The 21,366-nt window shown below is 59.2% G+C and carries 23 protein-coding genes; 9 read left to right on the plus strand and 14 right to left on the minus strand.

What is annotated here, in order from left to right; genetic code table 11:
- Positions 1 to 103: 103 nt before the first annotated feature.
- Positions 104 to 1,150: an SDR family oxidoreductase gene (locus PVE98_RS22705; protein WP_033755718.1), complete on the plus strand. Its 1,047-nt coding sequence runs from the start codon at positions 104 to 106 to the stop codon at positions 1,148 to 1,150.
- 64 nt (positions 1,151 to 1,214) lie between these two features.
- Here PVE98_RS22705 and PVE98_RS22710 read toward each other — a convergent pair whose 3' ends face one another.
- From PVE98_RS22710 to PVE98_RS22725, 4 genes are all read right to left on the minus strand, one after another.
- Positions 1,215 to 2,510: a CitMHS family transporter gene (locus tag PVE98_RS22710; RefSeq protein ID WP_096073968.1), complete on the minus strand. Its 1,296-nt coding sequence runs from the start codon at positions 2,508 to 2,510 to the stop codon at positions 1,215 to 1,217.
- A 269-nt stretch (positions 2,511 to 2,779) separates the two neighbouring features.
- The gene (locus PVE98_RS22715) at positions 2,780 to 3,910 is read right to left on the minus strand and encodes an L-dopachrome tautomerase-related protein (RefSeq protein WP_051905666.1); all 1,131 of its coding nucleotides are present in this window, start codon (positions 3,908 to 3,910) and stop codon (positions 2,780 to 2,782) included.
- Between the two features lie 20 nt (positions 3,911 to 3,930).
- A complete protein-coding gene (locus tag PVE98_RS22720; RefSeq protein WP_033755715.1) occupies positions 3,931 to 4,623 on the minus strand; it encodes an RraA family protein in 693 nt (230 codons plus the stop codon).
- Positions 4,620 to 5,600, minus strand: a complete 981-nt coding sequence (locus PVE98_RS22725; RefSeq protein ID WP_096073967.1) for a hydroxyacid dehydrogenase — start codon at positions 5,598 to 5,600, stop codon at positions 4,620 to 4,622. The genes PVE98_RS22720 and PVE98_RS22725 overlap by 4 nt, the downstream gene beginning before the upstream one ends.
- A gap of 94 nt (positions 5,601 to 5,694) precedes the next feature.
- On the opposite strand from PVE98_RS22725, the gene PVE98_RS22730 reads away from it, so the two are divergent.
- The 7 genes from PVE98_RS22730 to PVE98_RS22760 all read left to right on the plus strand — a co-directional run bounded on the left by PVE98_RS22730 (position 5,695) and on the right by PVE98_RS22760 (position 11,792).
- Positions 5,695 to 6,582 (plus strand): LysR family transcriptional regulator, encoded by an 888-nt coding sequence (locus PVE98_RS22730; protein ID WP_033755712.1) that lies wholly within the window; start codon positions 5,695 to 5,697, stop codon positions 6,580 to 6,582.
- Between the two features lie 108 nt (positions 6,583 to 6,690).
- The gene (locus PVE98_RS22735; protein WP_033755710.1) at positions 6,691 to 7,104 is read left to right on the plus strand and encodes a DoxX family protein; all 414 of its coding nucleotides are present in this window, start codon (positions 6,691 to 6,693) and stop codon (positions 7,102 to 7,104) included.
- Between the two features lie 43 nt (positions 7,105 to 7,147).
- Positions 7,148 to 7,804: a sugar dehydrogenase complex small subunit gene (locus PVE98_RS22740; protein WP_051905665.1), complete on the plus strand. Its 657-nt coding sequence runs from the start codon at positions 7,148 to 7,150 to the stop codon at positions 7,802 to 7,804.
- On the plus strand, positions 7,801 to 9,393 hold the full coding sequence (locus tag PVE98_RS22745; protein ID WP_096073966.1) for a GMC family oxidoreductase: 1,593 nt from the start codon (positions 7,801 to 7,803) through the stop codon (positions 9,391 to 9,393). The genes PVE98_RS22740 and PVE98_RS22745 overlap by 4 nt, the downstream gene beginning before the upstream one ends.
- 2 nt (positions 9,394 to 9,395) lie before the next feature.
- Positions 9,396 to 10,775, plus strand: a complete 1,380-nt coding sequence (locus PVE98_RS22750) for a cytochrome c (RefSeq protein ID WP_033755706.1) — start codon at positions 9,396 to 9,398, stop codon at positions 10,773 to 10,775.
- Complete coding sequence (locus PVE98_RS22755; RefSeq protein WP_033755705.1) at positions 10,756 to 11,229, plus strand: heme-binding protein; 474 nt, start codon at positions 10,756 to 10,758, stop codon at positions 11,227 to 11,229. Before PVE98_RS22750 ends, PVE98_RS22755 begins: the two co-directional genes overlap by 20 nt.
- Before the next feature lie 299 nt (positions 11,230 to 11,528).
- The gene (locus tag PVE98_RS22760; protein WP_051905664.1) at positions 11,529 to 11,792 is read left to right on the plus strand and encodes a hypothetical protein; all 264 of its coding nucleotides are present in this window, start codon (positions 11,529 to 11,531) and stop codon (positions 11,790 to 11,792) included.
- A gap of 9 nt (positions 11,793 to 11,801) precedes the next feature.
- Here the strand turns inward: PVE98_RS22760 and PVE98_RS22765 are convergent, their stop codons facing one another.
- The 10 genes from PVE98_RS22765 to PVE98_RS22810 all read right to left on the minus strand — a co-directional run bounded on the left by PVE98_RS22765 (position 11,802) and on the right by PVE98_RS22810 (position 19,773).
- Positions 11,802 to 12,032 (minus strand): hypothetical protein, encoded by a 231-nt coding sequence (locus PVE98_RS22765; RefSeq protein WP_033755703.1) that lies wholly within the window; start codon positions 12,030 to 12,032, stop codon positions 11,802 to 11,804.
- A 52-nt stretch (positions 12,033 to 12,084) separates the two neighbouring features.
- A complete protein-coding gene (locus PVE98_RS22770; RefSeq protein ID WP_033755757.1) occupies positions 12,085 to 12,567 on the minus strand; it encodes a MarR family winged helix-turn-helix transcriptional regulator in 483 nt (160 codons plus the stop codon).
- Positions 12,568 to 12,758: 191 nt separating this feature from the next.
- On the minus strand, positions 12,759 to 13,079 hold the full coding sequence (locus PVE98_RS22775; protein WP_127908358.1) for a hypothetical protein: 321 nt from the start codon (positions 13,077 to 13,079) through the stop codon (positions 12,759 to 12,761).
- A 201-nt stretch (positions 13,080 to 13,280) separates the two neighbouring features.
- Positions 13,281 to 15,548 carry a xanthine dehydrogenase family protein molybdopterin-binding subunit gene (locus PVE98_RS22780; protein ID WP_033755700.1) on the minus strand — a complete coding sequence of 756 codons (2,268 nt, stop codon included), beginning with the start codon at positions 15,546 to 15,548 and terminating at the stop codon, positions 13,281 to 13,283.
- A 24-nt stretch (positions 15,549 to 15,572) separates the two neighbouring features.
- Positions 15,573 to 16,565 (minus strand): xanthine dehydrogenase family protein subunit M, encoded by a 993-nt coding sequence (locus PVE98_RS22785; RefSeq protein ID WP_033755699.1) that lies wholly within the window; start codon positions 16,563 to 16,565, stop codon positions 15,573 to 15,575.
- Positions 16,562 to 17,050, minus strand: coding sequence for a (2Fe-2S)-binding protein (locus tag PVE98_RS22790; RefSeq protein ID WP_033755697.1), 489 nt, complete (start codon positions 17,048 to 17,050; stop codon positions 16,562 to 16,564). The genes PVE98_RS22785 and PVE98_RS22790 overlap by 4 nt, the downstream gene beginning before the upstream one ends.
- Before the next feature lie 233 nt (positions 17,051 to 17,283).
- The gene (locus tag PVE98_RS22795) at positions 17,284 to 17,559 is read right to left on the minus strand and encodes a putative quinol monooxygenase (protein ID WP_033755756.1); all 276 of its coding nucleotides are present in this window, start codon (positions 17,557 to 17,559) and stop codon (positions 17,284 to 17,286) included.
- 76 nt (positions 17,560 to 17,635) lie between these two features.
- Positions 17,636 to 18,802 carry a zinc-dependent alcohol dehydrogenase gene (locus PVE98_RS22800; protein WP_033755695.1) on the minus strand — a complete coding sequence of 389 codons (1,167 nt, stop codon included), beginning with the start codon at positions 18,800 to 18,802 and terminating at the stop codon, positions 17,636 to 17,638.
- Complete coding sequence (locus tag PVE98_RS22805; RefSeq protein WP_096073965.1) at positions 18,803 to 19,336, minus strand: SRPBCC family protein; 534 nt, start codon at positions 19,334 to 19,336, stop codon at positions 18,803 to 18,805.
- Positions 19,337 to 19,476: 140 nt separating this feature from the next.
- Positions 19,477 to 19,773 (minus strand): hypothetical protein, encoded by a 297-nt coding sequence (locus tag PVE98_RS22810; protein WP_033755693.1) that lies wholly within the window; start codon positions 19,771 to 19,773, stop codon positions 19,477 to 19,479.
- 119 nt (positions 19,774 to 19,892) lie between these two features.
- Between PVE98_RS22810 and yddG the strand changes: the two genes are divergently transcribed.
- The gene (gene yddG, locus PVE98_RS22815) at positions 19,893 to 20,804 is read left to right on the plus strand and encodes an aromatic amino acid DMT transporter YddG (RefSeq protein WP_096073964.1); all 912 of its coding nucleotides are present in this window, start codon (positions 19,893 to 19,895) and stop codon (positions 20,802 to 20,804) included.
- Positions 20,805 to 21,366: the final 562 nt, after the last annotated feature.

The raw sequence follows: 21,366 nt of genomic DNA on the forward strand, positions 1-21,366 counted from the left end.
GAGGCTGCCTGACCGGTTTTTTCGATGAGGCGGCGGCCAGCTTCTACGCTTTAAGAGGGGATAGCCTGCGGCTTCCCCTTTTCGCAACCATACGGAGAGCCTTATGCAGCACAAGCATCTACTTTTAGCGGGCGCCAGCGGCGTCGTCGGCTTTGCCGCTCACGATGCCTTTCATCAGGCGGGTTGGCAGATCACTACGCTCGGACGATCGCCGCATAGTCCCCACGCCTCTCCTCACCTCAGCGCCGATCTCACCTCAGCGGACGATCTCAGCCGGCACCATAAGGCGCTGGAATCCGTTACCCATATTTTCTATGCCGCGCTGCGCCAGGATCCCGACCCGGGCGTGGAGGCGGACGTTAACGCGCTGATGTTTGAAAACCTGATCGCGGCGGTGCGCGCGTCCGGTTCGGCGTTAAAGCACATCATCTTCGTACAGGGCGGCAAGGTCTACGGCGCGCATCTGGGAGTCTATCGCACGCCGGCGCGGGAAGAGGACAGCCGTCATTTCCCGCCTAATCTCTATTTCCGCCACGAGGACTATGCCCGGAAATTAGGCGACGAGACGGGTATCGGCTGGACGGCGCTGCGTCCGGACATTGTCATCGGCCACTCTTTCGGCTCGCCGATGAATCTGGGCAATCTGCTTGGCGTGTACGGCACGCTGTGCCGCGAAACCGGCACCGCCCTGCACTTCCCTGGGCCTGACGCGGCCTGGCGCAATACGCTGGTCAATATCACCGACAGCCGCATTCTCGGTCAGAGCGCGATCTGGGCCGCTGAAAATAGCCACTATGGCGCATTCAATATCACCAACGGCGACGTCTTTCGCTGGAGCCACGTCTGGCCAAAACTGGCGGAATGGTTCGGCGTGCCTGTCGGCGAGGCGCAGCCGATCTCGCTGAGCGAGCGTCTCCACGCTCTGAAGCCGCTCTGGGCCTCGATTGCCGATAAGGCGCAGCTGCAGGAGCGCGATATCGATCGCCTGGCGCTAGGCGGCTTTGGCGATTTTATTTTTCACGTCGAGAAAGATGCGATATTCGACGTGACCAAAGCGCGTCAGCACGGCTTCGAGGCCATGACTAAACGTTCCGACGAGGTGCTGATCGCGCATCTGGAGGCGATGCGCAGCGGCAGGCTGATTCCATAAAAAATCGGGCGCTGCCGTAACAGCGCCCGATAGCTGAAAAACCTGCGCCTGTTGACCGACGGTCTTATGACAGGCGCTGATAAAACGGAAAGGCGCCGAGTAGCAGGCAGCTGGCGAAAAACACGATGCTGGTAATAAACGACCAGCGCATCGTGCCGCGTTGCGTCTGCGCATAATCCAGCTTCAGCATCCCCACCAGCAAATAGGTCGAGGCGACCAGCGGGCTGAGAATATGCACCGGCTGTCCGACCAGCGCGGCGCGTGCCATTTCAACCGGCGCAATGCCGTAATGACCAGCTGCCTGCACCAACACCGGCAGCATGCCGAAATAGAAAACGTCATTGGAGACCAGCCAGGTCACCGGCACGCTAATCAGCGCGGTAATGGCGGCTAAATAGGGGCCCAGCGCGGGCGGAATGATATTAACGATCGCCTGCGCCAGCGCGTTCGCCATGCCGGTTTCGGAAAAAATGCCGGTAAATACCGCAGCGGCGAAAATCAGGCTCGCTACCGACAAAATAGCGGGCGCATGACGTGCCAGCTGCGCCTGTTGCTGATTAAGCTGTGGAAAGTTAACCAGAAACATAATGGCTGTAGCCAGCATGAACAGGTAGGCCATCGGCACAATATCGAGCACCAGCAGGGTAATTAAGGCGATGGTCAGCAGCCAGTTGGTCCAGAAACGCCAGGCGACGCAGGGTCTCTCTTCGAAAAGAATATCGTGGCGGACCGCCGTGTCGCGCTGCCAGCCGAGACGCTTACGCTCCTGGCGACCCAGTATCCATGCCATTACAAACGTCCAGACAATAGCGGCAAGCAAGGGCAGCAGCAGCGGAATAAACAGCGTGCTGGTTTCAACGTGAACCGCCGTTGCCGCGCGCGCCGTGGGGCCGCCCCAGGGAAGCATATTGCCCAGCCCCGTGCACTGCAGCAGCAGACAGGCGGCTTTTAATTTCGACAGGCCGACGCGCTCGTAAATCGGCAGAAAGGCGGAAAGCACGATCATATACACCGTAGCGCCATCGCCATCCAGCGCCACAATAAATCCCAGCAGCACGGTGCCGATGAATATTTTGACGGGATCCCCATCCACGGCGGAAACGATACGCTTAATCACCGGGTCGAACATGCCGGCGTCAGTGACGCTCATAAAATAGAGCATGGCGAAAATCAGCATGACGCCGGTGGGCGCCACAGTGCGCAATCCCTTAATGACCATATCGCCTGTCTCGGCGCCAAAGCCGGCTAGTAATGCAAAGAAAGTCGGCACCACAATTAATGCTGTCAGCGCAGAAAGTTTTTTGGTCATTAATAAACCAATAAAAAGGGCCAGCATCAGCAGGCTGATCGTCAGCAGCATAATTTTATCCTGTTGCAGGGTTAAGGCGCGCTTGTCAGCGACAAACGAGAACGTATCGGCATGTAAAATAAATATTTATTTGATAATTATTTTTAATATCAACAGCTAAAACAATCTTTAAAAGGATTGTTAACGTGCGCTATTTCATATTTCTTATAAATTTTAAAATTGCGCGAGGTGATAATAATCGAGCGTGAAACTCTACGTAGAAAATCGTATAGCGCTTCACGCCCGCGGTTATTTACAGCTTCGGCTAAACAGCGCTGAAATTAACGGTGATCGCGCGGCGACGGATGCACTGGCAAATCCAGGCGATAGAGTTTGACCGAATATTCAACGGTTGAGGGTTTACCGCCGGTAGTGGCGGGCGTGCGGTTAATTTGCGCCGACGGCATCCAGAGCTGTCCGTCAGCGATCCACATCGCATCAATCCACACCAGTCGGGGATCCTGCACAACCGTGCTGACCTTGCCCTGCGGCGTTATCCGTTTTACGGCGCGGGTATTGATGTCCGAGGCGTAGATATTGCCCTCCGCGTCGATGGCGGTGCCGCCCGTACTCCAGGTATCGATAAACTTCTCCGCGTGGCGCGCGACCTCTTCCGACGAGAGCCCGGCGTCGTTAAGGTAGCGCGTTTCGATACGCGCCATCGGGCCCGGAATCGCCTGATAGTAGAGCCATTTACCGTCCGGTGAGACCTCCAGCTGATCCAGCCCTACGCGCTTTTCCCGCCCGTCGCGCAAAAAGAGCTTTTTCCCGTCGGCGTAGATAGGCAGATGATCAATAGAGAGCGGATGGTTATCCAGCACCCGCCAGCTTTTGCCCGTTTTCAAATTCAACACCACCAGCCCCACCGCGCCGGGATCGGTGATATAGGCGAAATCGCCGTTGAAGCGTACATCGTCAAGATAGCTTTCAGCTTTTAACGTCGGCGCCTTAAACAGGTAGCTCGCCACTACCTTGCGGCTGTGAATGTCGATGCGCACCAGCTTTGCGCCCTGCTCGACCGCCTTATCACCGGTGCCGATGCCTTTATTGCCGGCATCCATGACCCAGAGATCGCCGTCCGGGCCAAAGCGCAGCGCGTTGACGTGTAAAAAGTGATGGGCGGGATCCTGGCTTTCCCAGCGGTTCCATTCCGCGTTCGGCCAGGCCTCGAGCGCGCCGTTTTTCACTTCGACCAGCTGCGGTCCCGCGCCCTCTGACTGCGTCAGCGAGGCGAAAATGCGCCCCTCTGGACTTACCGTGACCCCGTTCCAGACGCGCGGCGAGGTTTCCACCTGCTGCAGACGGCTGTCCTGCAGGGTTGGCAGCTCAGCCGGCAGCCGATCCTGCGCCAAAACCGGCGTTGTTGCGACCAGTGCCGTCAGCAGCGACATCATCTTTACTGTACTTTTCATCTTTCCTCTCCTTCTGTCGATCACAGCGGACATCCTTTCGCGCGCAGAATTGCATTGAAGCGCTCGGGATCGGCGCTGCCCTGCCGGTTCGTTTCGCGGATGCGCGCTTCGCGCTGCTCATGCTCCCGCACGCGCGGCAGCAGCGAAGCCAGCTGCGCCACGGGAATGCTGATCACTCCATCGGCATCGGCGACAATCAGGTCGCCCGGATTCACCACCAGTCCGGCGCACTGGATAGTGACGTTGATTTCGCCCGGCCCCTCTTTACTCGGACCGCGCAGCGTATTGCCGCGCGCCCAGAGCGCGACGCCGCCCTCGGCCCACTCGTTCACATCGCGGATGGCGCCATCAATCACAAAACCGGCGATTTTTTTGGTCAGGGCGGAGGTGCGCATCAGGCCGCCGATCAGCGCCTGGGTCAGATCGCCCGCGCCGTCGATCACCAGTACGTCGCCAGGCTGCGCCATCTCTATCGCCTTATGGATCATCAGGTTGTCGCCGGGTCGTACTTTTACCGTCAGCGCCGGGCCGCACAGCACCAGCGCGGGATCGTTATGCCAAGGCAGCAGGCCCAGCGCGCCGCAGGAGCGGCCCATGCAGTCGCCGATGTTGGGCACCGGCAAGCGGCGAAAGGCGTCGATAGTGTCAGCGTCAGGCAGACGATCGCGTTGCCCAATAAAGTAGCCGGCAGGCCAGGTCGCAGATGGGGTCATGAGGGCTCCTTAAGTACCGCGCGGTTAACACAGGTCAGCGGATTCACCGGCAGACCCTTGAGAAAATCGAGACACTGGCGGGCAGCGAAACTGGCGACCTTATCCAGCGCTTCCGGCGTAGCGCCGCCGATATGCGGCGTTATCGTCAGGTTTTTCAGGGCGCGAAAAGGGTGATTGCCTGGCAGCGGCTCCGTCGCCACGGTATCCAGGCCGGCGGCGAAAAGCTGACCGCTGCGCAGCGCCTCATCCAGTGCCGCTTCGTCAATCAGCTCGCCGCGCGAGGTGTTGATCACCAGCGCGCCCGCGGGAAGCAGCGCAAGCGTGCGGCCGTTGAGCATCTGACGCGTGGCCGCGTTAACGGGGCAATGCAGGCTCAGCACGTCGCTTTGCGCCAGCAGCGCGTCGAGCGACGCCAACTGCTCGCCAGCAGTAATCGCCTGCGGGTCGCGCAGTGCGGGATCGTAAAAGCGCACCCGCATGCCCATGGCCCGTGCCATGCGCGCGACGCGCTGGCCGATCTCCCCCATCCCTACCAGCCCCAGCGTTTTACCGCTCAGCTCCATGCTGCTGTCGTTGCGCGTCCAGCGGCCTTCGGCAATCTCCTGCTGCTGCCAGCTGATGCGGCGCGCGGCGTTAAGCATCAGCCCCAGCGTCAGCTCGGCGACTGATTGCGCGTTAGTGCCGGGCGTGGTGAGCACCGGGATGCCAAATGATGTCGCCGCCTCGACGTCGATATTGGTGACACCGACGCCATGCTTGCAGATCACTTTTAGCGTTGGGCAGGCGGCGATAGCCGCGCGGCTTAGGGTTACGGTGCGCGAAATCACCGCGTCAAACGGAATCTGTGCCATCAGCGCCTCGACTTCCGCCGCATCCTGGCTGCCGCGCAGGTAGTGGACTTCGCACCCCGCCTCTGCCAGCGCGCGTTCACCTCCGGCGCCCAGCACAGGCGCGGTCATCAGAATGGTCCAGCTCATGTGTTACTCCCTTGTTAATTTTCATCTAGCCTGGCAGGATGGAACGATAAAAAGTATTCCGCTTTTTTTATTAATTGATTCCTGAGAGGAATGAATGGAGCTAAAAGATCTCAGTTACCTGCTGGTGGTGCGCGAAACGGCACACCTGGGCAACGCCGCGCAAGCCCTTGGGATCACGCAGCCTGCGCTGACAAAGTGCATTCAGCGGCTGGAAAAATCGTGCGCTACGCGGCTGATTTTGAGGGTGGGACGCGGCATCAAACTGACCGAGGCGGGATTGCTACTTTGTGAACGCGCTCAAAAAGTGCTGCACCTGATGCAGGTCACCCGGCAGGATTTAAACGCGCTGGGATCCGGGGCAGCGGGCGTGATACGCCTGGGCGTGGCCGCCACCGCCGCCGAATTTATGCTGCCGCACCTGACGCGCGAGCTGTTGCAGCGCGCGCCGACGGTGGTGCTCGAGGTGCAGGTCGGGTTGAACGATCTGCTGCAGTCGCGACTGCGTGAGAACAGGCTCGACCTGATTCTGGGATTCCTGCCCGAAGAAAATCATGAGCTTGCCACCCGACCGCTGACGGAAGATCCGGTGGTGGTAGCGGCCAGCAGCTTTCATCCGCTGGCTGGCGTGCATCCTACGCCAGCGCAGCTGGACCAGTTTCAGTGGCTGCTGCCGTCGCCGCAGGTCGCCACGCGACAGTGGCTTGAACAGCGTCTGCGCAGCGGCGGATATGCCCCGCCGCGCGTGCAGATGGAGAGCAATACGCTGTCGCCGCTGCGCCAGGTGCTGGCCCAGACCCAGTTGTTGAGTTTTCTCTCGCGCCGACTGTTGCATGAAGATATGACACAGCACGCGCTGGTTGAAATTCCCCTGCCGCTGGTGATGATGCCACGCACCTTTGGCTGGCAGTTCCGCTCCCTGAGCGAACTAACCCCCGCGGCGCGCCTGCTGGTGGATTTGGCGGAAAAACGCTGGCAGTGGTAATCGCTTTTACCGTGCGGTAAATATCGCTACCGCACGAAAAGTCAAAAAAAGATTTTATTACGCAGCCTATTTTAAAAATAAGACATCTAACCCGACTTAATAAAAAAAATGCGCAACGTTAAAAACGGCATATGGGCGCTGTCGCGCCTGTTTGCGGTCGGACTCTTTTTTATTTCCGGCCTGGATAAAATAATTCATTATGATGAGAATATAATTCTTATACGTGAACATCACGTATCCGGCTATTTTCCCCCCTGGGTTATTTTACTGGAGGTGGCGGGAAGCACGGCGATAACATTTGGATTTCTGACGCGTTTTACCTGTGTTTTCATGGTGGCACTTTCGCTGTCGTCAGGCTTTCTGTTTTATCCCGGCTATTCGCATGTGCATCTTATGGTCTGGTTGAAAAACATCTCCTACTGTGCGGGATTTTTACTTTTATTTATTCATGGCGCAGGAAAATGGAGTCTGGATAACTGGCTAAAAATATATTTCAAAAATAATAAGCGCATCTCAATTTAAAAAAAATGTTATTTCCTTTTCCTTACCCGTACCCGGAGTAAAAATGAACAGGCGTCACTTTCTGCGTCTGATGCTCGCATCAGGCATCATCATTAGCGTGCCCATTACTGGCTCGCTGGCCACCGCCGCCGAACCAGAGAACCGCTTTCACCGTGTCAGCCAGGCGCTAACCGGACGCCAGCAGCTGGATCCGACCATCAGTCAGCGTTTGTACGCGCTGTTAACGCGCCAGAACCCGCTGTTTCCCCAGCGTCTGGCGCAGCTGGCCGAACACCTTAGCCGCAGCGAGGCTCGCGCACCTGAGGCGCTGCTGGCGTCGCTGTCCGAAGAGGAGGTCAACACCGCGCTGGCCATCATTACCCCCTGGTACCTTGGCTATACCGGCAATCCCGCCACCACGCGCGCTACTGACGACGCGCACTTTGTCAGTTTTCTCTCCGCCCTGATGTACGAGCCCACCGCCGACCTTACGCCGCGCCCCTCCTACTCGCAGCGCGGCAGCGACTACTGGCAGGCGGTACCGGATGGCGTCAGCGCGCCACAGATGCCGGCAACGATTCACGCCTGGGGAAAGGCGTCGCCGCGCGCGGCATCTGGCATCGCGCAGCCGCAACCGGCCTGGCTGGCAATGGTGGAAGGACGCGCCAGAACCTATGCGGAGGCCTTGCGCCTCACCGACGGCACTGGAGATGGCTCATGACGCACTATGACGCCGACGTAGTGATTATCGGATCGGGCGCCCTGGGAGCAAATGCGGCATATCAGCTGGCGAAAGCGGGCAAGTCGGTCATCATGCTGGAGGCCGGACCCTATATTCCGCGCTGGAAAGTGGTCGACAACTATCGCAACAGTCCCAGTAAACGCAACTGGTGCGCACCCTATCCTAATTTGCCCTGGGCGCCGAACAGCTACAGCGACGGCTATATTGAGACGCAGGGCGATGACGATTTCCACTATGTCACCAGCTTTCTCAAGGTGGCTGGCGGCAGCACGCGTCACTGGGCGTCCGCCTGCTGGCGGCTGCTGCCCAACGACTTCAAACTGAAAAGCGTTTACGGCGTCGGGCGTGACTGGCCGATTGCCTATGACGATCTGGAACCCTGGTATCTGCGCGCGGAGCGCGAGGTGGACGTGGTCGGCACCGCAGAGGAAGATCAGAGCGGTCAGGGACGCGACGCCTGGCCGCCGCGCTCCGCGCCCTATCCCTTGCCGCCGGAGGCGAAGCCCTACATGGTGCAGCGCATGCAGGCGAAGCTCGGACCGTTAGGCTACCAGGTGATCCATGAGCCGCACGCGCGCGTTTCTCGCCCTTATGACGGCCGTCCCGCCTGCGCCGGCAACAATAACTGTGAACCTGTTTGCCCTATCGGGGCGATGTACTCAGGGGATATGCACGTTGATAAAGCGGTGGCGCTGGGGGTCGATCTGCGCACCGAGTCGGTCGCCTGGAAGCTGGAGAAGGGGCCGAAAAACCACATCGTCGCGGTGCACTATCGCAAACCTGACGGCCGCGACGTGCGCCTGAGCGCAAAGGCGTTCGTGGTGGCGGCGCATGGGCTGGAATCTCCGAAGCTGCTGCTGATGTCTGATGTGGCAAACAGTTCCGATCAGGTCGGACGCAACCTGATGGATCACACCGGACTGAGCATGACTTTTCTTGCCGACGAACCGCTCTGGACTGGACGCGGCTCGGTGCAGCACGGCAGCATCGCCACCCGACGTGATGAACCCACCCGCGCGCAACACTCCGCTATCCGCTACGCGCTGCGCAATCTGGTGCCGAATAGCGATGTGACACCCGCGCTGCTCAGGCAGGGGCTGGTGGGACGCGAGCTGGACGCGGCGATACGCGACCGCGCCTCGCGCATTATGAATATCAGCACCATGAGCGAAACCCTGCCCAGCCCCACGAACCGGGTCACTCCTCACCCAACGCGGCGCGACGGGGCTGGCCTGCCGACCCTGCAGGTTAACTATCAGCTGGACAGCTATGTCCGCGGCATGCGACCGCAGGCCTACCGCGACTTCGCTAATTTCCTGATGGCGTTTAATGGCGAGATGGTGGAGGCGCCCACCGGCTGGCGCAATCAGTATCACATCATGGGCACCACGATAATGGGCGACGATTCGCGCGACTCGGTGGTCGATGCGCACTGCCGCAGCTGGGATCACGCCAACCTGTTTATCGCCTCTACCGGCGTGATGCCCACCTCCGCCACCGTAAATCCCACCCTGACGGGCATCGCGCTGGCGCTCCGTCTGGCCGATACGCTGATTCGGGAGCTGTGAACATGCGAACGGCAACCTTTCTCCTGCTGTTTTTACCCGCGCTGGCGCTAGCGCAGCCCGATAGCGCCACTCTGAAGCGCGGCGAATATCTGGCTATCGCAGGCGACTGTTCCGCCTGCCATCGCAACCCGGATAACGGTCATCCCTTTTCCGGCGGCTATCGCATCTCCTCGCCGCTGGGAGACATTATCGCCACCAATATCACACCATCGCGCGTTAACGGCATCGGAAACTACTCTCTGGCGGATTTTCGCCGCGTCATGCGCGAGGGCCGGCGGCGGGATGGTAGCTATCTCTATCCCGCGATGCCCTATACCGCGTTTGCCTCGCTGACCGATGAGGATATCGCGGCGCTGTACGCCTGGTTTATGACGGGCGTGCCCGCCGAAGATCATCAGGTGCCCGCGACGCAGCTCCCTTTCCCTTTCTCCTGGCGCGCGATGATGGCGCTCTGGAACGGCCTGTTCCTGTCACCCCAGCCACTCGCCAGCGGCAGCGCTGAAGCGATCGGCGACGCGCGCGGCGAGTATCTGGTGAAAACGCTGGGACATTGCGGCAGCTGTCACACGCCGCGCAACGTGCTGATGGCGGAGAAAAGCGCGAGCTTCCTGCGCGGCGGAGCCGTCGGCAGCTGGCAGGCACCCGATCTGACTCAGGCGCGCCTTTACGCCTGGTCCGAAACGGAACTGGCGACCTACCTTAAAACCGGCTCGCTGCCGGGCAAAGCCATCGCGGCGGGCGAAATGGCGACCGTAGTGGAAAACTCTTTTTCCCGCCTGACCGACAGCGATCGACGCTCTGTCGCCCGCTATCTGTTGACGCTGGGTCACGCGCCGGCCAGTACGCATGCTGCGCCGACGCCACCTCCGCGCGCTATTGCAGCGTTCGAGACCGGACCGTCCGCGACGCTGCGCGGCGCCATCGGCGGCGAGCAGATGAGCGGCGCGCAGCTTTATAACGCCGCCTGCGCAAGCTGCCACGGCGCGCAGGGCGAAGGCAGCCGTGACGCGCCGCAAACCTTTCCCCGGCTAACCGGCACCTCGGCGGTGCTCAACGCTAATCCCGCCAATCTGATTATGACCGTCGCAGAGGGGGTAGACCGCACCACCGCGTCAGGCCACGCCTTTATGCCGGCATTCTCCAGCCAGATGAGCAGCGCCGAGCTGGCGCGTCTGCTGGACTATGTCTCAACACAGTTCGGCGCGGCCGGACAGCACATTACCGAAGAGCAGGTTAATCACACCCTGCGCCATCCCAGGCATTCGCTCTGGTTGCAGCGCGCGCCGTGGGCAGGAGCAGGCCTGCTGGCACTGCTGATCTGTCTGGGAGTATGGCGATATCGATCTCATAAAAGGAGACTCCATGAAAGCACCTCTCTGTAGCGCACTCTGCGCCCTTGCCGCGTTGTGGACCGCCACAGTCAGCGCCACGCAGACCCAAACTATCTTGAGCGCCGATGATGCACAGCGCATTATTGCGCGTGCGGAGACGCAGGCGCAGTCGCTGAAAGCGCAGGTTTGCATTGCCGTGCTCGATCGAGCCGGACAGCTGCTGGCCTTCAAACGCATGGATAACGCGCCGCCGGGCTGTATTGACTCTTCGATGCAAAAAGGACGCGCGGCGGCGCTGTATCGCACCTCGACCGACAAATATATGGCGCGAGCCAATGGCACAGAGCCAGCGATAGCCACGCTGCCCAATATGGTGCCGCTTGGCGGCGGCGCGACAGTGACAGTTAACGACGAGGTGACGGGCGCGATTGGCGTGAGCGGAACGGCAAATCCGGCAGAAATCGCCATTGCCGACGCGGGCAGCAAAACCCTTCATCAGCCTTAATAACACGCGCGTCAGGCGCTTGAGGCAACAGAAATGACGCGAGGCTGCGAATCTGCTCGCCTTGCGTCAGAATAAGAATGAGAATCCACTTCGAGAAATTAATATTTTAAAACAGATATTTATTTTGCTGCATGAAAATCAAAAGGCAAAATGTTATAAACTTGATAAGCTAATCAGGCGCAAAGCAATTTTCTCTGCAACCGTGGCGTTGCGCAGGGCGCAACGTCTGCCCGAGACGCAACCGTTCAGGGTAGCGTTTTCGCCTGCGTCCAGATCAAACTAAATAATATGATGGCAATATGAGCAAAAATGACGATGAAAAGCTGGTAGATATTTTGACAGGCGAAGCCGTGATGGCGCTACTGGCGCAGGATTCGCCCGTTTTTGCCGAGCACGTCGTGGCGCAACTTCAGACGATGGCAGCGTCTGAGCGCAATCCCATCCGGCAGCGAGCCTTTCAGCGCGCGATTGCCGAGTTGATCAGCGCAGCAGGCCAGTCGGACCAGAACAGCGCCTTCTTTGGCAACGACGACTGGCCGGAGAGCGAGCCCACTCTTCACTGACAGCTGCCGTTATGACCCGATTTTTTCAGCGACAAAGCGTGCCGCATCACGATAATTTTTTTGCAGCGACGCATCCGCCGTCTGTTCAGCTTGTTGTGTGAGCATCGTGCTCAGCCCCGCCAGCTCAAGCGGCTTTCCCGCTTTCAACAGCAGCGACGCTATCTCTCCGATCGCCGCATGAATTTCGTCTGGATCTTCTGCTTTTTCAGTGCTCACAAGGCCTTTGTCCATGCTGGTCATTATCGTTTTAATCCCTGACAGCTGCGCCTGGGAAATGTCTACATCCGGACGATCAGGGAATCGCCTTTATCAGTTTCTGCCGCAGAGCGGCGACCCGGCTGGTCAGATCGGATAGCTCCTCAAGCGGCGTATCCATAACTGAGATCATATCCGCCGGCACGCCAGCGGCCTCAGATTTCAGCGCGGTTCCCGCTGGCGTCAGCGTAATCAGCACGCGACGCTCGTCATGTCCTACGTCGCGCCGTCTACTGATCAGGCCCGCCTGCTCCAGCCTTTTGAGCAGCTGGCTCAGCGTGCCCGAATCAAGATGGACGCGCGTCCCCAGCTCAGAGACGGTGACATTGTCGGTTTCCCACAGCGCCAGCAGAACCAGATATTGCGGATAGGTCAGCCCTAGCGGCTTCAGACGCGACTGATAGAGCTTGGTCATCGCCAGCGACGCGGAGTAGAGCGCAAAGCAGAGAAACTGATCGACGGTAACAGGCGCGCTGCCTTGCGAAGCGCCGCCGCAGGTTTCTGGTAATTCTACATTCATGGTGTTGCTGCTTATTATCTGATCGAAAGAGAGCGGCACAGCGTCATCCTGTGAGGTCGTGATAATATTGAATCAAATTAAATTGATGTCAACCTACTGGCCGGAGAGAAATCTCTGATTAATCGAAATTCCCTTTTTACGCGGCCAGCGTGAGCTGTTGCAGAGCCTCGCAGGTCCTGCAACAAAGCGAATTAGTTATAGTCGACCCGAACCACCGCCTTCGACTTTTGCGGGTCAAGGTAAGTCAGGCTGACATGGTCCACGCCAGGCAAAACCACATCGCCCTGCGCCACCTGCTGAAGGCCGATTTGCTGCGTATGAACGCCGTTGTTGTCCTGGCAGGCGAAGGTGATGCGGCTGGCGCCTGGGGTTAACTGGCAGGGATCCTGGGCGATCGCGCCGCTAAACGTCAGAGAACCGCCTGACGTCAGGGGCGCGGCGAAAGCGGAATTAAACAGCATAAGAAACGCCAGACCAAGACCAGCACTGACTTTTGCAGCGGACGATGTCATCAACAGGCTCCTCAGAAAAGTTCGTCCGTGAAAGAGATCATGCGATCCGTTATGGCATTGAGTGGCAGAGAGTGACTCTTGTTATCACTGGCACTGTAAGTAACAGTATATTCACGAAGATGAAAAACTGCCGGTGATTTAAGAATGAAGGGATCTGTCGTAAAAGAGACGGCGATGCCTGTCCGACATCGCCGCCGCGCTTTAGTCGATCAGTTTATCCAGAGAGAGCGGCAGATCGCGAATGCGCTTGCCGGTCGCGTGATAGACGGCGTTGCTGATGGCCGCCGCCATGCCCACAATGCCTAACTCGCCGACCGCTTTGCCGCCCATCAGGGTGGCGTGATGATCCGGCTCGCCGACGTCGATGGTGACGATCTCCGGCACGTCAGCATTCACGGCGATCAGGTAGTCCGCCAGGTTGTTATTGATGACGCGGGCGTTGCGCGGATCGATAACGCCGCCTTCCAGCAGCGCCTGGCCCAGCCCCATCACCATGCCGCCAATCCACTGGCTGCGCGCCAGCTGAGGGTTATAAAGCCGTCCGCTGTCGAAAGCGGAAACCAGCCGTTTAACCCGCACGGTGCCGAAATCCTCGTCGACGCGCACCTCAACGAACTGCGCGCCCCAGCTGTGCGCCGAAAAGGCTTCAGGACGCGTCATCTTCGACATCGAGTGCACCGCCCGATCGCGATCCTCTTCGCTCTCCTCTTCAGAGAAAGTGCCGGAGACCACGGAAAGCGTCAGCGAGTCGTTCAGCTCCACCAGTTTGTCGTAGCGAATGGCGCGATCGGGCTGGTTTTTCACGCATACTGCGCCGTCACGCAGCACCAGCTGCTCGCGATCCGCCTGAAACAGCGGCGAGCCAGGCGATTCGGTCGCCAGGGTAAAGAGTTTCTCGCGCATCGCTTCCGCCGTCTTGTGCACCGCCGCGGTAAGATTGCCCGCCAGCTGCGAGCCGCCTGCTACGCCGGCGCGCGGCAAATCAGTATCGCCCAGCTCGACGCGAATCTGACGCGAAGGAATGTGCAGCACCTCGGCGGCGGTCTGCGCCAGAATGGTATAGGTGCCGGTGCCGATATCCGCCCCGGCGCTCTGCACCACCAGGCTGCCGTCGCTGTGGAAAATCAGCTTCGCTTCGGCGGGCGAGCGGCTGACCGGATAGGTGGCGGTCGCCATGCCCCAGCCAATCAGCTCGCGCCCTTCGCGCATCGAGCGCGGCGCCATGCTGCGCTGGTCCCAGCCAAAGGCTTCAGCGGCGGCGGCGTAGGCCTCTTTCAACCGGCGCGTGCTCCAGGGCGCATTCAGCTGATAGTCATGATCGGCCCAGTTGCGCAGGCGAAATTCCAGCGGATCGATTCCCAGCGCATAGGCCATCTCGTCCATCGCCACTTCCAGTCCGAAGGCGCTCGGGTTCTCGCCCGGCGCGCGCATCCAGCCTGGCGTGACGGTGTTGATCGCCGCCACGTAGTGACGCGAATAGACGTTCGGCACGGCGTAGAGACGGCCTGTCACTTTATTGGTGCCCTCGGCGAAGGTGTCGATCAGCGAGGTGTCGCTCAGGCCGTCATGGATAATCGCCAGAATTTTGCCGTCGCGCGAGGCGCCCATCTCAAGGTTCTGGATCGTCGCCGGACGACCGCCGAGCCCGGTAAAGGTTTGCGGCCGGGTTAAAGAGACTTTAACCGGCCGTCCCAGCGCGCGCGAAGCGACGCAGGCAAGCGCCACATGAGTATAGGGCACAGGCTTAGAGCCGAAACCGCCGCCTACGTAGGGGGAGATGATGCGCACCTGGTCAACCTCGATGCCCAGCCATTCGGCGATTTCGGTCTGCGCGCCCATCACCCACTGACTCGGTTCCCAGACCGTCATACGCTCATTCTGCCAGGAGGCGACGCAGGCGTGCGGCTCCATCGGCATGTTGTATTCGCGCGGCGTCGCGTAACGCCCTTTGATTTTTACTTCCGCCTGCGCCATCGCCTGATGGGCATCGCCGAGATCGATGTTGGTGCCGCTGCTCTCTTTACGCGCGGCGCGCGGATCGTCCGGGTAAACCAGCGCCGGCTCCGTCTCATACTCCACTTCCACCAGAGTGGCTGCCCAGGTGGCCTGCTCGAAGGTCTCCGCCACCACCAGGCCGATATTCTGGCCGTTATGGATAATCTTATTGTTCTGAATCGGCGTATAGGTGGACTGCGCCGCGCCGCCGTCGGCGATGGCGGTCGGCTTATTGATTTTCAGGCTGTTGAGGTGGGTGTAAACCGCCAGCACGCCCGGCGCCTGACGCGCCTTTTCGGTATCCATGCGGGTAATGCGTCCGCTGGCAACGGTGGACTGGATCACCACGCCGTACGCCGCGTTTTCCGGCTGATGCTCAACCGCATAGCGCGCTTCGCCAGTCACCTTAACGACGCCGTCGCCGCGCTCGCGCTTTTCACCCAGCGCCTGATAACTCTTTTCTGCCGTATCCATTGTTAATCCTCTCTGTTCGGCCTGTTAAGCCATGCCGCCCGCTTTCATCAACGCGCGTGCGATGGCGCGCGGCGCCAGCAGTTTCTTGTGCTGGTTTTGCGGCAGCAGCTCGGCGTCCTGCACGACCAGCTCGGCGGCGCGGCGCAGGGTTTGCTCGTTGAACGGCTGACCGCGCAGCGCCCCTTCGACGTGCCGCGCGCGCCAGGGTTTCGTCGCCACGCCGCCGACGGCAATGCGCAGATCGCGGATGCGGTCGCCATCAAGCTCGATGCCGACCGCCGCGCTGGCGGCGGCGAACTCATAGGAGCTGCGATCGCGCACTTTCAGATAGTGGGACTGGCGCAGCGCCGGCGTTAACGGCAGTTCCACCGCTACGATCATCTCGTCCGGCCCCAGATCGTGCTCCAGATGCGGCGTATCGCCCGGCAGCAGGTAGAATTCATCGATGGGAATGCGGCGTTCGCGCTGGGCGGCGTTGCGTACGATGACGACCGCCTCGAAGGCGGTCAGCGCCACCGCCAGGTCGCCGGGATAAACCGCGATGCAGCTTTCGCTGGTGCCCAGAATGGCGTGGTTGCCGTTGACGCCGCCGCGCGCGGCGCAGCCGGATCCCGGCTGGCGTTTATTGCAGGCTGAAAAGGTATGGGGATCGCGGAAATAGACGCAGCGGGTGCGCTGCAGCAGATTGCCGCCTATCGACGCCATGTTGCGCAGCTGCGGCGACGCCGCCTGCCACAGGCTGTCATAAATCGCGGGCGCGTTCTGCTGGCATTCAGGATGATTCTCAACCTCGCTCATACGCGCCAGCGCGCCGATGCGCAGCGTATCCGCCGTAAAGGCAATTTCGCGCATCTCCGCAAGCTGGTTGATGTCAATGAGCGCGGCGGGCTGTTCGACGTCGCATTTCATCAGATCGATCTGGGTGGTGCCGCCTGCCAGAAAGCGGCTGTCCGCGCGCTGCTTCTGCCGCAGCGCGTCATCGGCATCGCTGACGCCGACGTAGTCGAATGGGTTCATGTCGCCTCCTTGCTAAGGTCGGCGGCCGCCTGCTGGATCGCCTCGACGATATTGGGATAGGCGCCGCAGCGGCAAAGATTGCCGCTCATATATTCACGGATTTCGTCCGCCGAGCCGGCATGCCCCTCGTCGATACAGGCCACGGCCGACATAATCTGCCCTGGGGTGCAGTAGCCGCACTGAAAGGCGTCGTGTTCCAGAAAGCGCGCCTGCACCGGATGCAGGGTGCCGTCGGCCTGCGCCAGGCCTTCGATGGTGGTGACCGACTGGCCGTTAGCCTGGGCCGCCAGCGTCAGGCAGCTCAGCACGCGTTTTCCATTGATGAGCACCGTACAAGCGCCGCACTGTCCCTGATCGCATCCTTTTTTGGTACCGGTAAGCGTCAGGTGCTCGCGCAGCGCGTCAAGCAGGGTGACGCGGGGATCCACCCGCATCGTATGCGGTTGCCCGTTGATCGCCAGCTGCAGTTGTAGATTTTCAGACATAGCTCGTTTCCAGTATTTAACGGGGTTTAAAATGGCGTGTTATGCACGTTATGAGGAAGTCTATTGTGGTGTGCAATCCGTTAAGTCTAGACGGCTAAGCGAAAGCGGGGTTGCCTGTTTCTGGAAATCTGTTGCCTGATTGTCCAGATAGCGATTCAAGGGGATTAAGGCTGGTCATAAAAAAGGAACCGGCCGCGGCGGCGGGTTCCCTGCTGGCGGTACGTTCCGAGACGTCAGGCGATCTCCACGATGGCGTACTCACGGGCAATCGCCACAGTTTCCCGCCCCCACGCCGAGGCTTGGGTTCTGGCCTGATGCATATCGAAGGTTTGCTGGCTGGTGAACCGCTCTTCTACCGACCAGATAAGCGGATCCGCTGTCTCCTTCACTTCGAAGCTAAGGCATCCTGATTCTTCTTTTGTCAGCCGGATGTGCTCGGGAAGATAACGGCGCACCAGCGCCGTCTCTTCCGTGTTTTTACAAATCAATCGGCCGGTAAGCTTAATCATCGTGTTCCCTTCAGTTGCGTCACGTTGCGACTTTTTTACTACGAAAACGTGACGCTGCGCCATCCCGGCGCTCTGTTCAGGGGGCGAATACCGCGCGCACGCAGCCATCTTCTTTATGCTTGAACATCTCATAGCCGCGCGGCGCCTCTTCCAGCGAGAAGCGATGCGTCGCCATAAAGGCGGGATTAAGCTCGTTCTTCGCCACGTGATCCAGCAGCCGATGCATATAGCGCTGGCCGTGCTGCTGCGCGGTGCGGATCGTCAGGCTTTTGTTGATCATCAGCCCCAGCGGGAATTTGTCCATCACGCCGTATACCCCCAGAATGGCGATATTGCCGCCTTTGCGGCAAGCGTAAAGCGCCTGACGCAGCGCGGCGCCGACGTCGGTTTCCAGATGCAGCAGCTGTTTGGTTTTATCATAAACCTGGCTGAGCCCTTCGCCGCGCGCCTCCATGCCGACAGCGTCGATACAGCTGTCCGGGCCGCGACCGCCGGTCAGCTCCAGCAGCGCCTCGTTGATATCGACCTGGGTATAATCGAGCGCTATGCTGCCGGCATAGTCACGCGCCATCGCCAGCCGCTCCGGGTAGCGGTCGATGCCGATAACCTGATGCGCGCCCATTAGCCACGCGCTTTGCTGCGCCATCAGGCCTACGCCGCCGCAGCCCCACACCACAACGGTGTCGCCGGGATGAATATTGCAAAAATCCGCGCCCATGTAGCCTGTCGGCGCCGCGTCGGAGAGAAACAGCGCCTGCTCGTCGCTTACTCCTTCCGGCACGACAAAGCAGTCGTTGTCAGCGAAGGGCACGCGGACATATTCGGCGTGCGAGCCAGCGTAGCCGCCAAAGGCGTGGCTATAGGCGTAAATGCCGCCGGTCGGGTGGCCCAGCACCGTTTCACCCTTCTCCCACTGCGGATTAGTGTTGTCGCAGCAGGAGGGCAGCTGATGCTGGCAGTACCAGCAGGAGCCGCAGGAGATAAACGAGGGCACCACGACGCGATCGCCACGGCGAATATTTTTCACCGCGCTGCCGACTTCGACCACCTCGCCCATAAATTCATGCCCGAGAATATCGCCCTCGCGCATGCTGGGGATCAGGCCGTCGATGACGTGGAGATCGGAGCCGCAGGTGGTCGTTAAACGAACGCGGATAATCGCATCATGGGGATTGAGCAGGCCGGGATCGGCCACCGTTTCAACGCTGAGATCGTTTACGCCGTTCCAGCAAAGTGCGCGCATCTATTTCTCCTTATCCTGACGGTCGGCATGGCGGCCAGCGGGCTGGCCGTCAAGGGTTGGGATTTCGCCGGTTTCGGCCAGACTTTTAAAGCGGTGCAGTGCTTTGCTGACAATCTCTTTAGGCAGGAGATCGAAAAAGGTCGTGACCTTTTTGCCCAGCGCACCGCCCGGCGGCGTAAAGCGCAGCGTCAGCGCCAGTTCGGTTCCCCACTCGCCGGGCGCCGGGCGCAGCAGCAGCTCGCCCTCGTTGGGGATGTCCGCGCCCTCCAGCGACTGCCAGGCGATGATGTTGCCCGGCTGCGCCTCGACGATGCGGCTCTCCCATGAGTGATGTTTGCCGAGCGGCCCGTCGACCTGCCACTGCGCGTCGCTTTTGTTAAGGGGCGTCACGGTGGCGAAATGGCTCATGATGCGCGGTAAGGTATCGGGTGCCAGCCAGAGCGCAAACAGCTCTTCAGCGGGACGTCCAACGGTTATCCAGCGCCGCAATACGAGCACATCGGCCGCGGCTTCAGGTTGTAATTTTTTGGCCAAAGGATCCTCCCGTAAGGCGCAATCAGGCGATGAACATAATTTGAGTTAAGTTCAGAGGATCGGATATTGCGAGCGTAACCGCAGATAGAGAGGGGCGCACGAGGGGGTGAAAAAAAACCGGGAACTTTCCCCGGCCCATGTTATTGCTGGCTGTTTTGCCAGTGACGCTCGCAGTGTTCGCGGGCTTCCGCGGGTAAATCTCGCAGCTCCGGCAGGCTGTCGCCAGAGCCGTAGTCCATGGCGACGGCCACCTCTTTTTGCTCATCTCTGGCTGCGAAGGTGAGCTTCTCGTCCAGTTTTTCCCAGTCGCCGTCGTGCTGGCGGTAAATCAGCGCATAGGTCGGCGTTTTTTCGTCGTCGCCGTAAATTTCATATTTCTGCTCTGGGGCATCATCAGGGCCGAACTGCAGCGTTTCGATCAGGGTTGCATCAGTCATCTTGCTCTCCTCCGTGGGTAAGCAGTAAGGGTAGTTCATAGATAAAGAGGTGGCAGACCTGACTCAGTTGCGTATTCTGACCTGCTAAGCCGATCACGTCTGAAATGAGGTAAAGCGTTATGTCCCAAAAGAGAGCAACGCTAACTGGCCTGCTGGCCATTGTGCTGTGGAGCACAATTGTCGGCCTGATTAAAAGCGTCAGCGAGAGCTTTGGGCCGATCGGCGGCGCGGCGCTGATCTACAGCTTTAGCGCCACGCTACTGCTCTTTACCGTCGGCTTTCCCAGCGTGCGCACCTTTCCGCGGCGCTATCTGCTCGTCGGCAGCCTGTTATTTGTCAGTTACGAAATTTGCCTGTCACTGTCGCTCGGCTTTACCAACAGCGGCCGTCAGGCGATTGAGGTCGGTATGGTGAATTATCTCTGGCCAGGCATGACGATTGTGCTGGCGGCGCTCGTTAACCGGCAAAAAACCAGCCCGCTGATTATTCCCGGCCTGCTGCTGGCCGTCGCGGGGATCTGCCGCGTGCTGGGCGGCGAGCACGCTTTCTCAATGAGCGAGATCGGCAATAACATTATGGACAACCCGCTCAGCTATGGGCTGGCATTTTGTGGCGCAGCGATCTGGGCGGTTTACTGCGTGGTGACAAAAAAGATTGCGAACGGCAGCAACGGCATTACGCTATTTTTTATCCTGACTGCACTGACCCTGTGGGTGAAATTTCTGCTGTCGCCGCAGCCAGCATTAGCTGTTTCGCCGCAGGCGCTGCTCAGCCTGGCGCTGGCCGCAATGGCGATGGGATTTGGCTATGCCGCATGGAATACTGGCATTCTGCACGGCAACGTTAACCTGCTGGCTGCGGTCTCCTACTTTATTCCGATCCTCTCCTCGGTACTGGCGGCATTTCTGCTGCATTCGCACCTGACGTTATCATTCTGGCAAGGGGCCGCAATGGTTAGCCTAGGGTCGCTGCTTTGCTGGTGGTCCACCCGCACGCCATCAGGCAACAAAGTTGCGCGCGAGCTCCCATAAAGGCGAAGATACATCCCCAGACCGCACGCCAGCCGCGCGGTCTGGGTAGAAAAAGGTAAGTACATCTCAGCAAAAATGTGTAACTAGTTAAATTACAAAAGCCAGCGATCTATTATTTTATGTCTCTTCTCATAATGTAATGGTTGCGTAAAACGCTGGCGACATAGCACTAGGTGATTTTTCGATAAAATGGCATTATTGTTGTTATTGTTCCTTTCAGTAACTATTGAAATTTAATGCAAATATATGATTCATCCAGAAAAGTCAGCTCTATTAAGTTCGCTTGGGGTCTGGCTGGCATCCTTTTCATAATGTTTGTTACTTACAAAATTCAGGCGAAAGCCATTTTGCAAACGGCCGAGTGCCTTTATCACAAAAGTCCTGACAGCTATACAGACTGGTTAACACATATTGCGCAGTTCGTTTACAGGATAATTTTTAAAACCTGCGATCACGATTATCGTTAACATTTCTGGCACAGCAACAGATTAATGAAAAAGAAAACGCAACAACGTGTGACATTTAATAAGGAAGAGCCACACCAGAAACCCGGCCGAGCAGT

Source organism: Pantoea sp. GABEPS69, assembly GCF_045780835.1.
In the GTDB taxonomy this organism is placed as follows: domain Bacteria; phylum Pseudomonadota; class Gammaproteobacteria; order Enterobacterales; family Enterobacteriaceae; genus Pantoea; species Pantoea septica.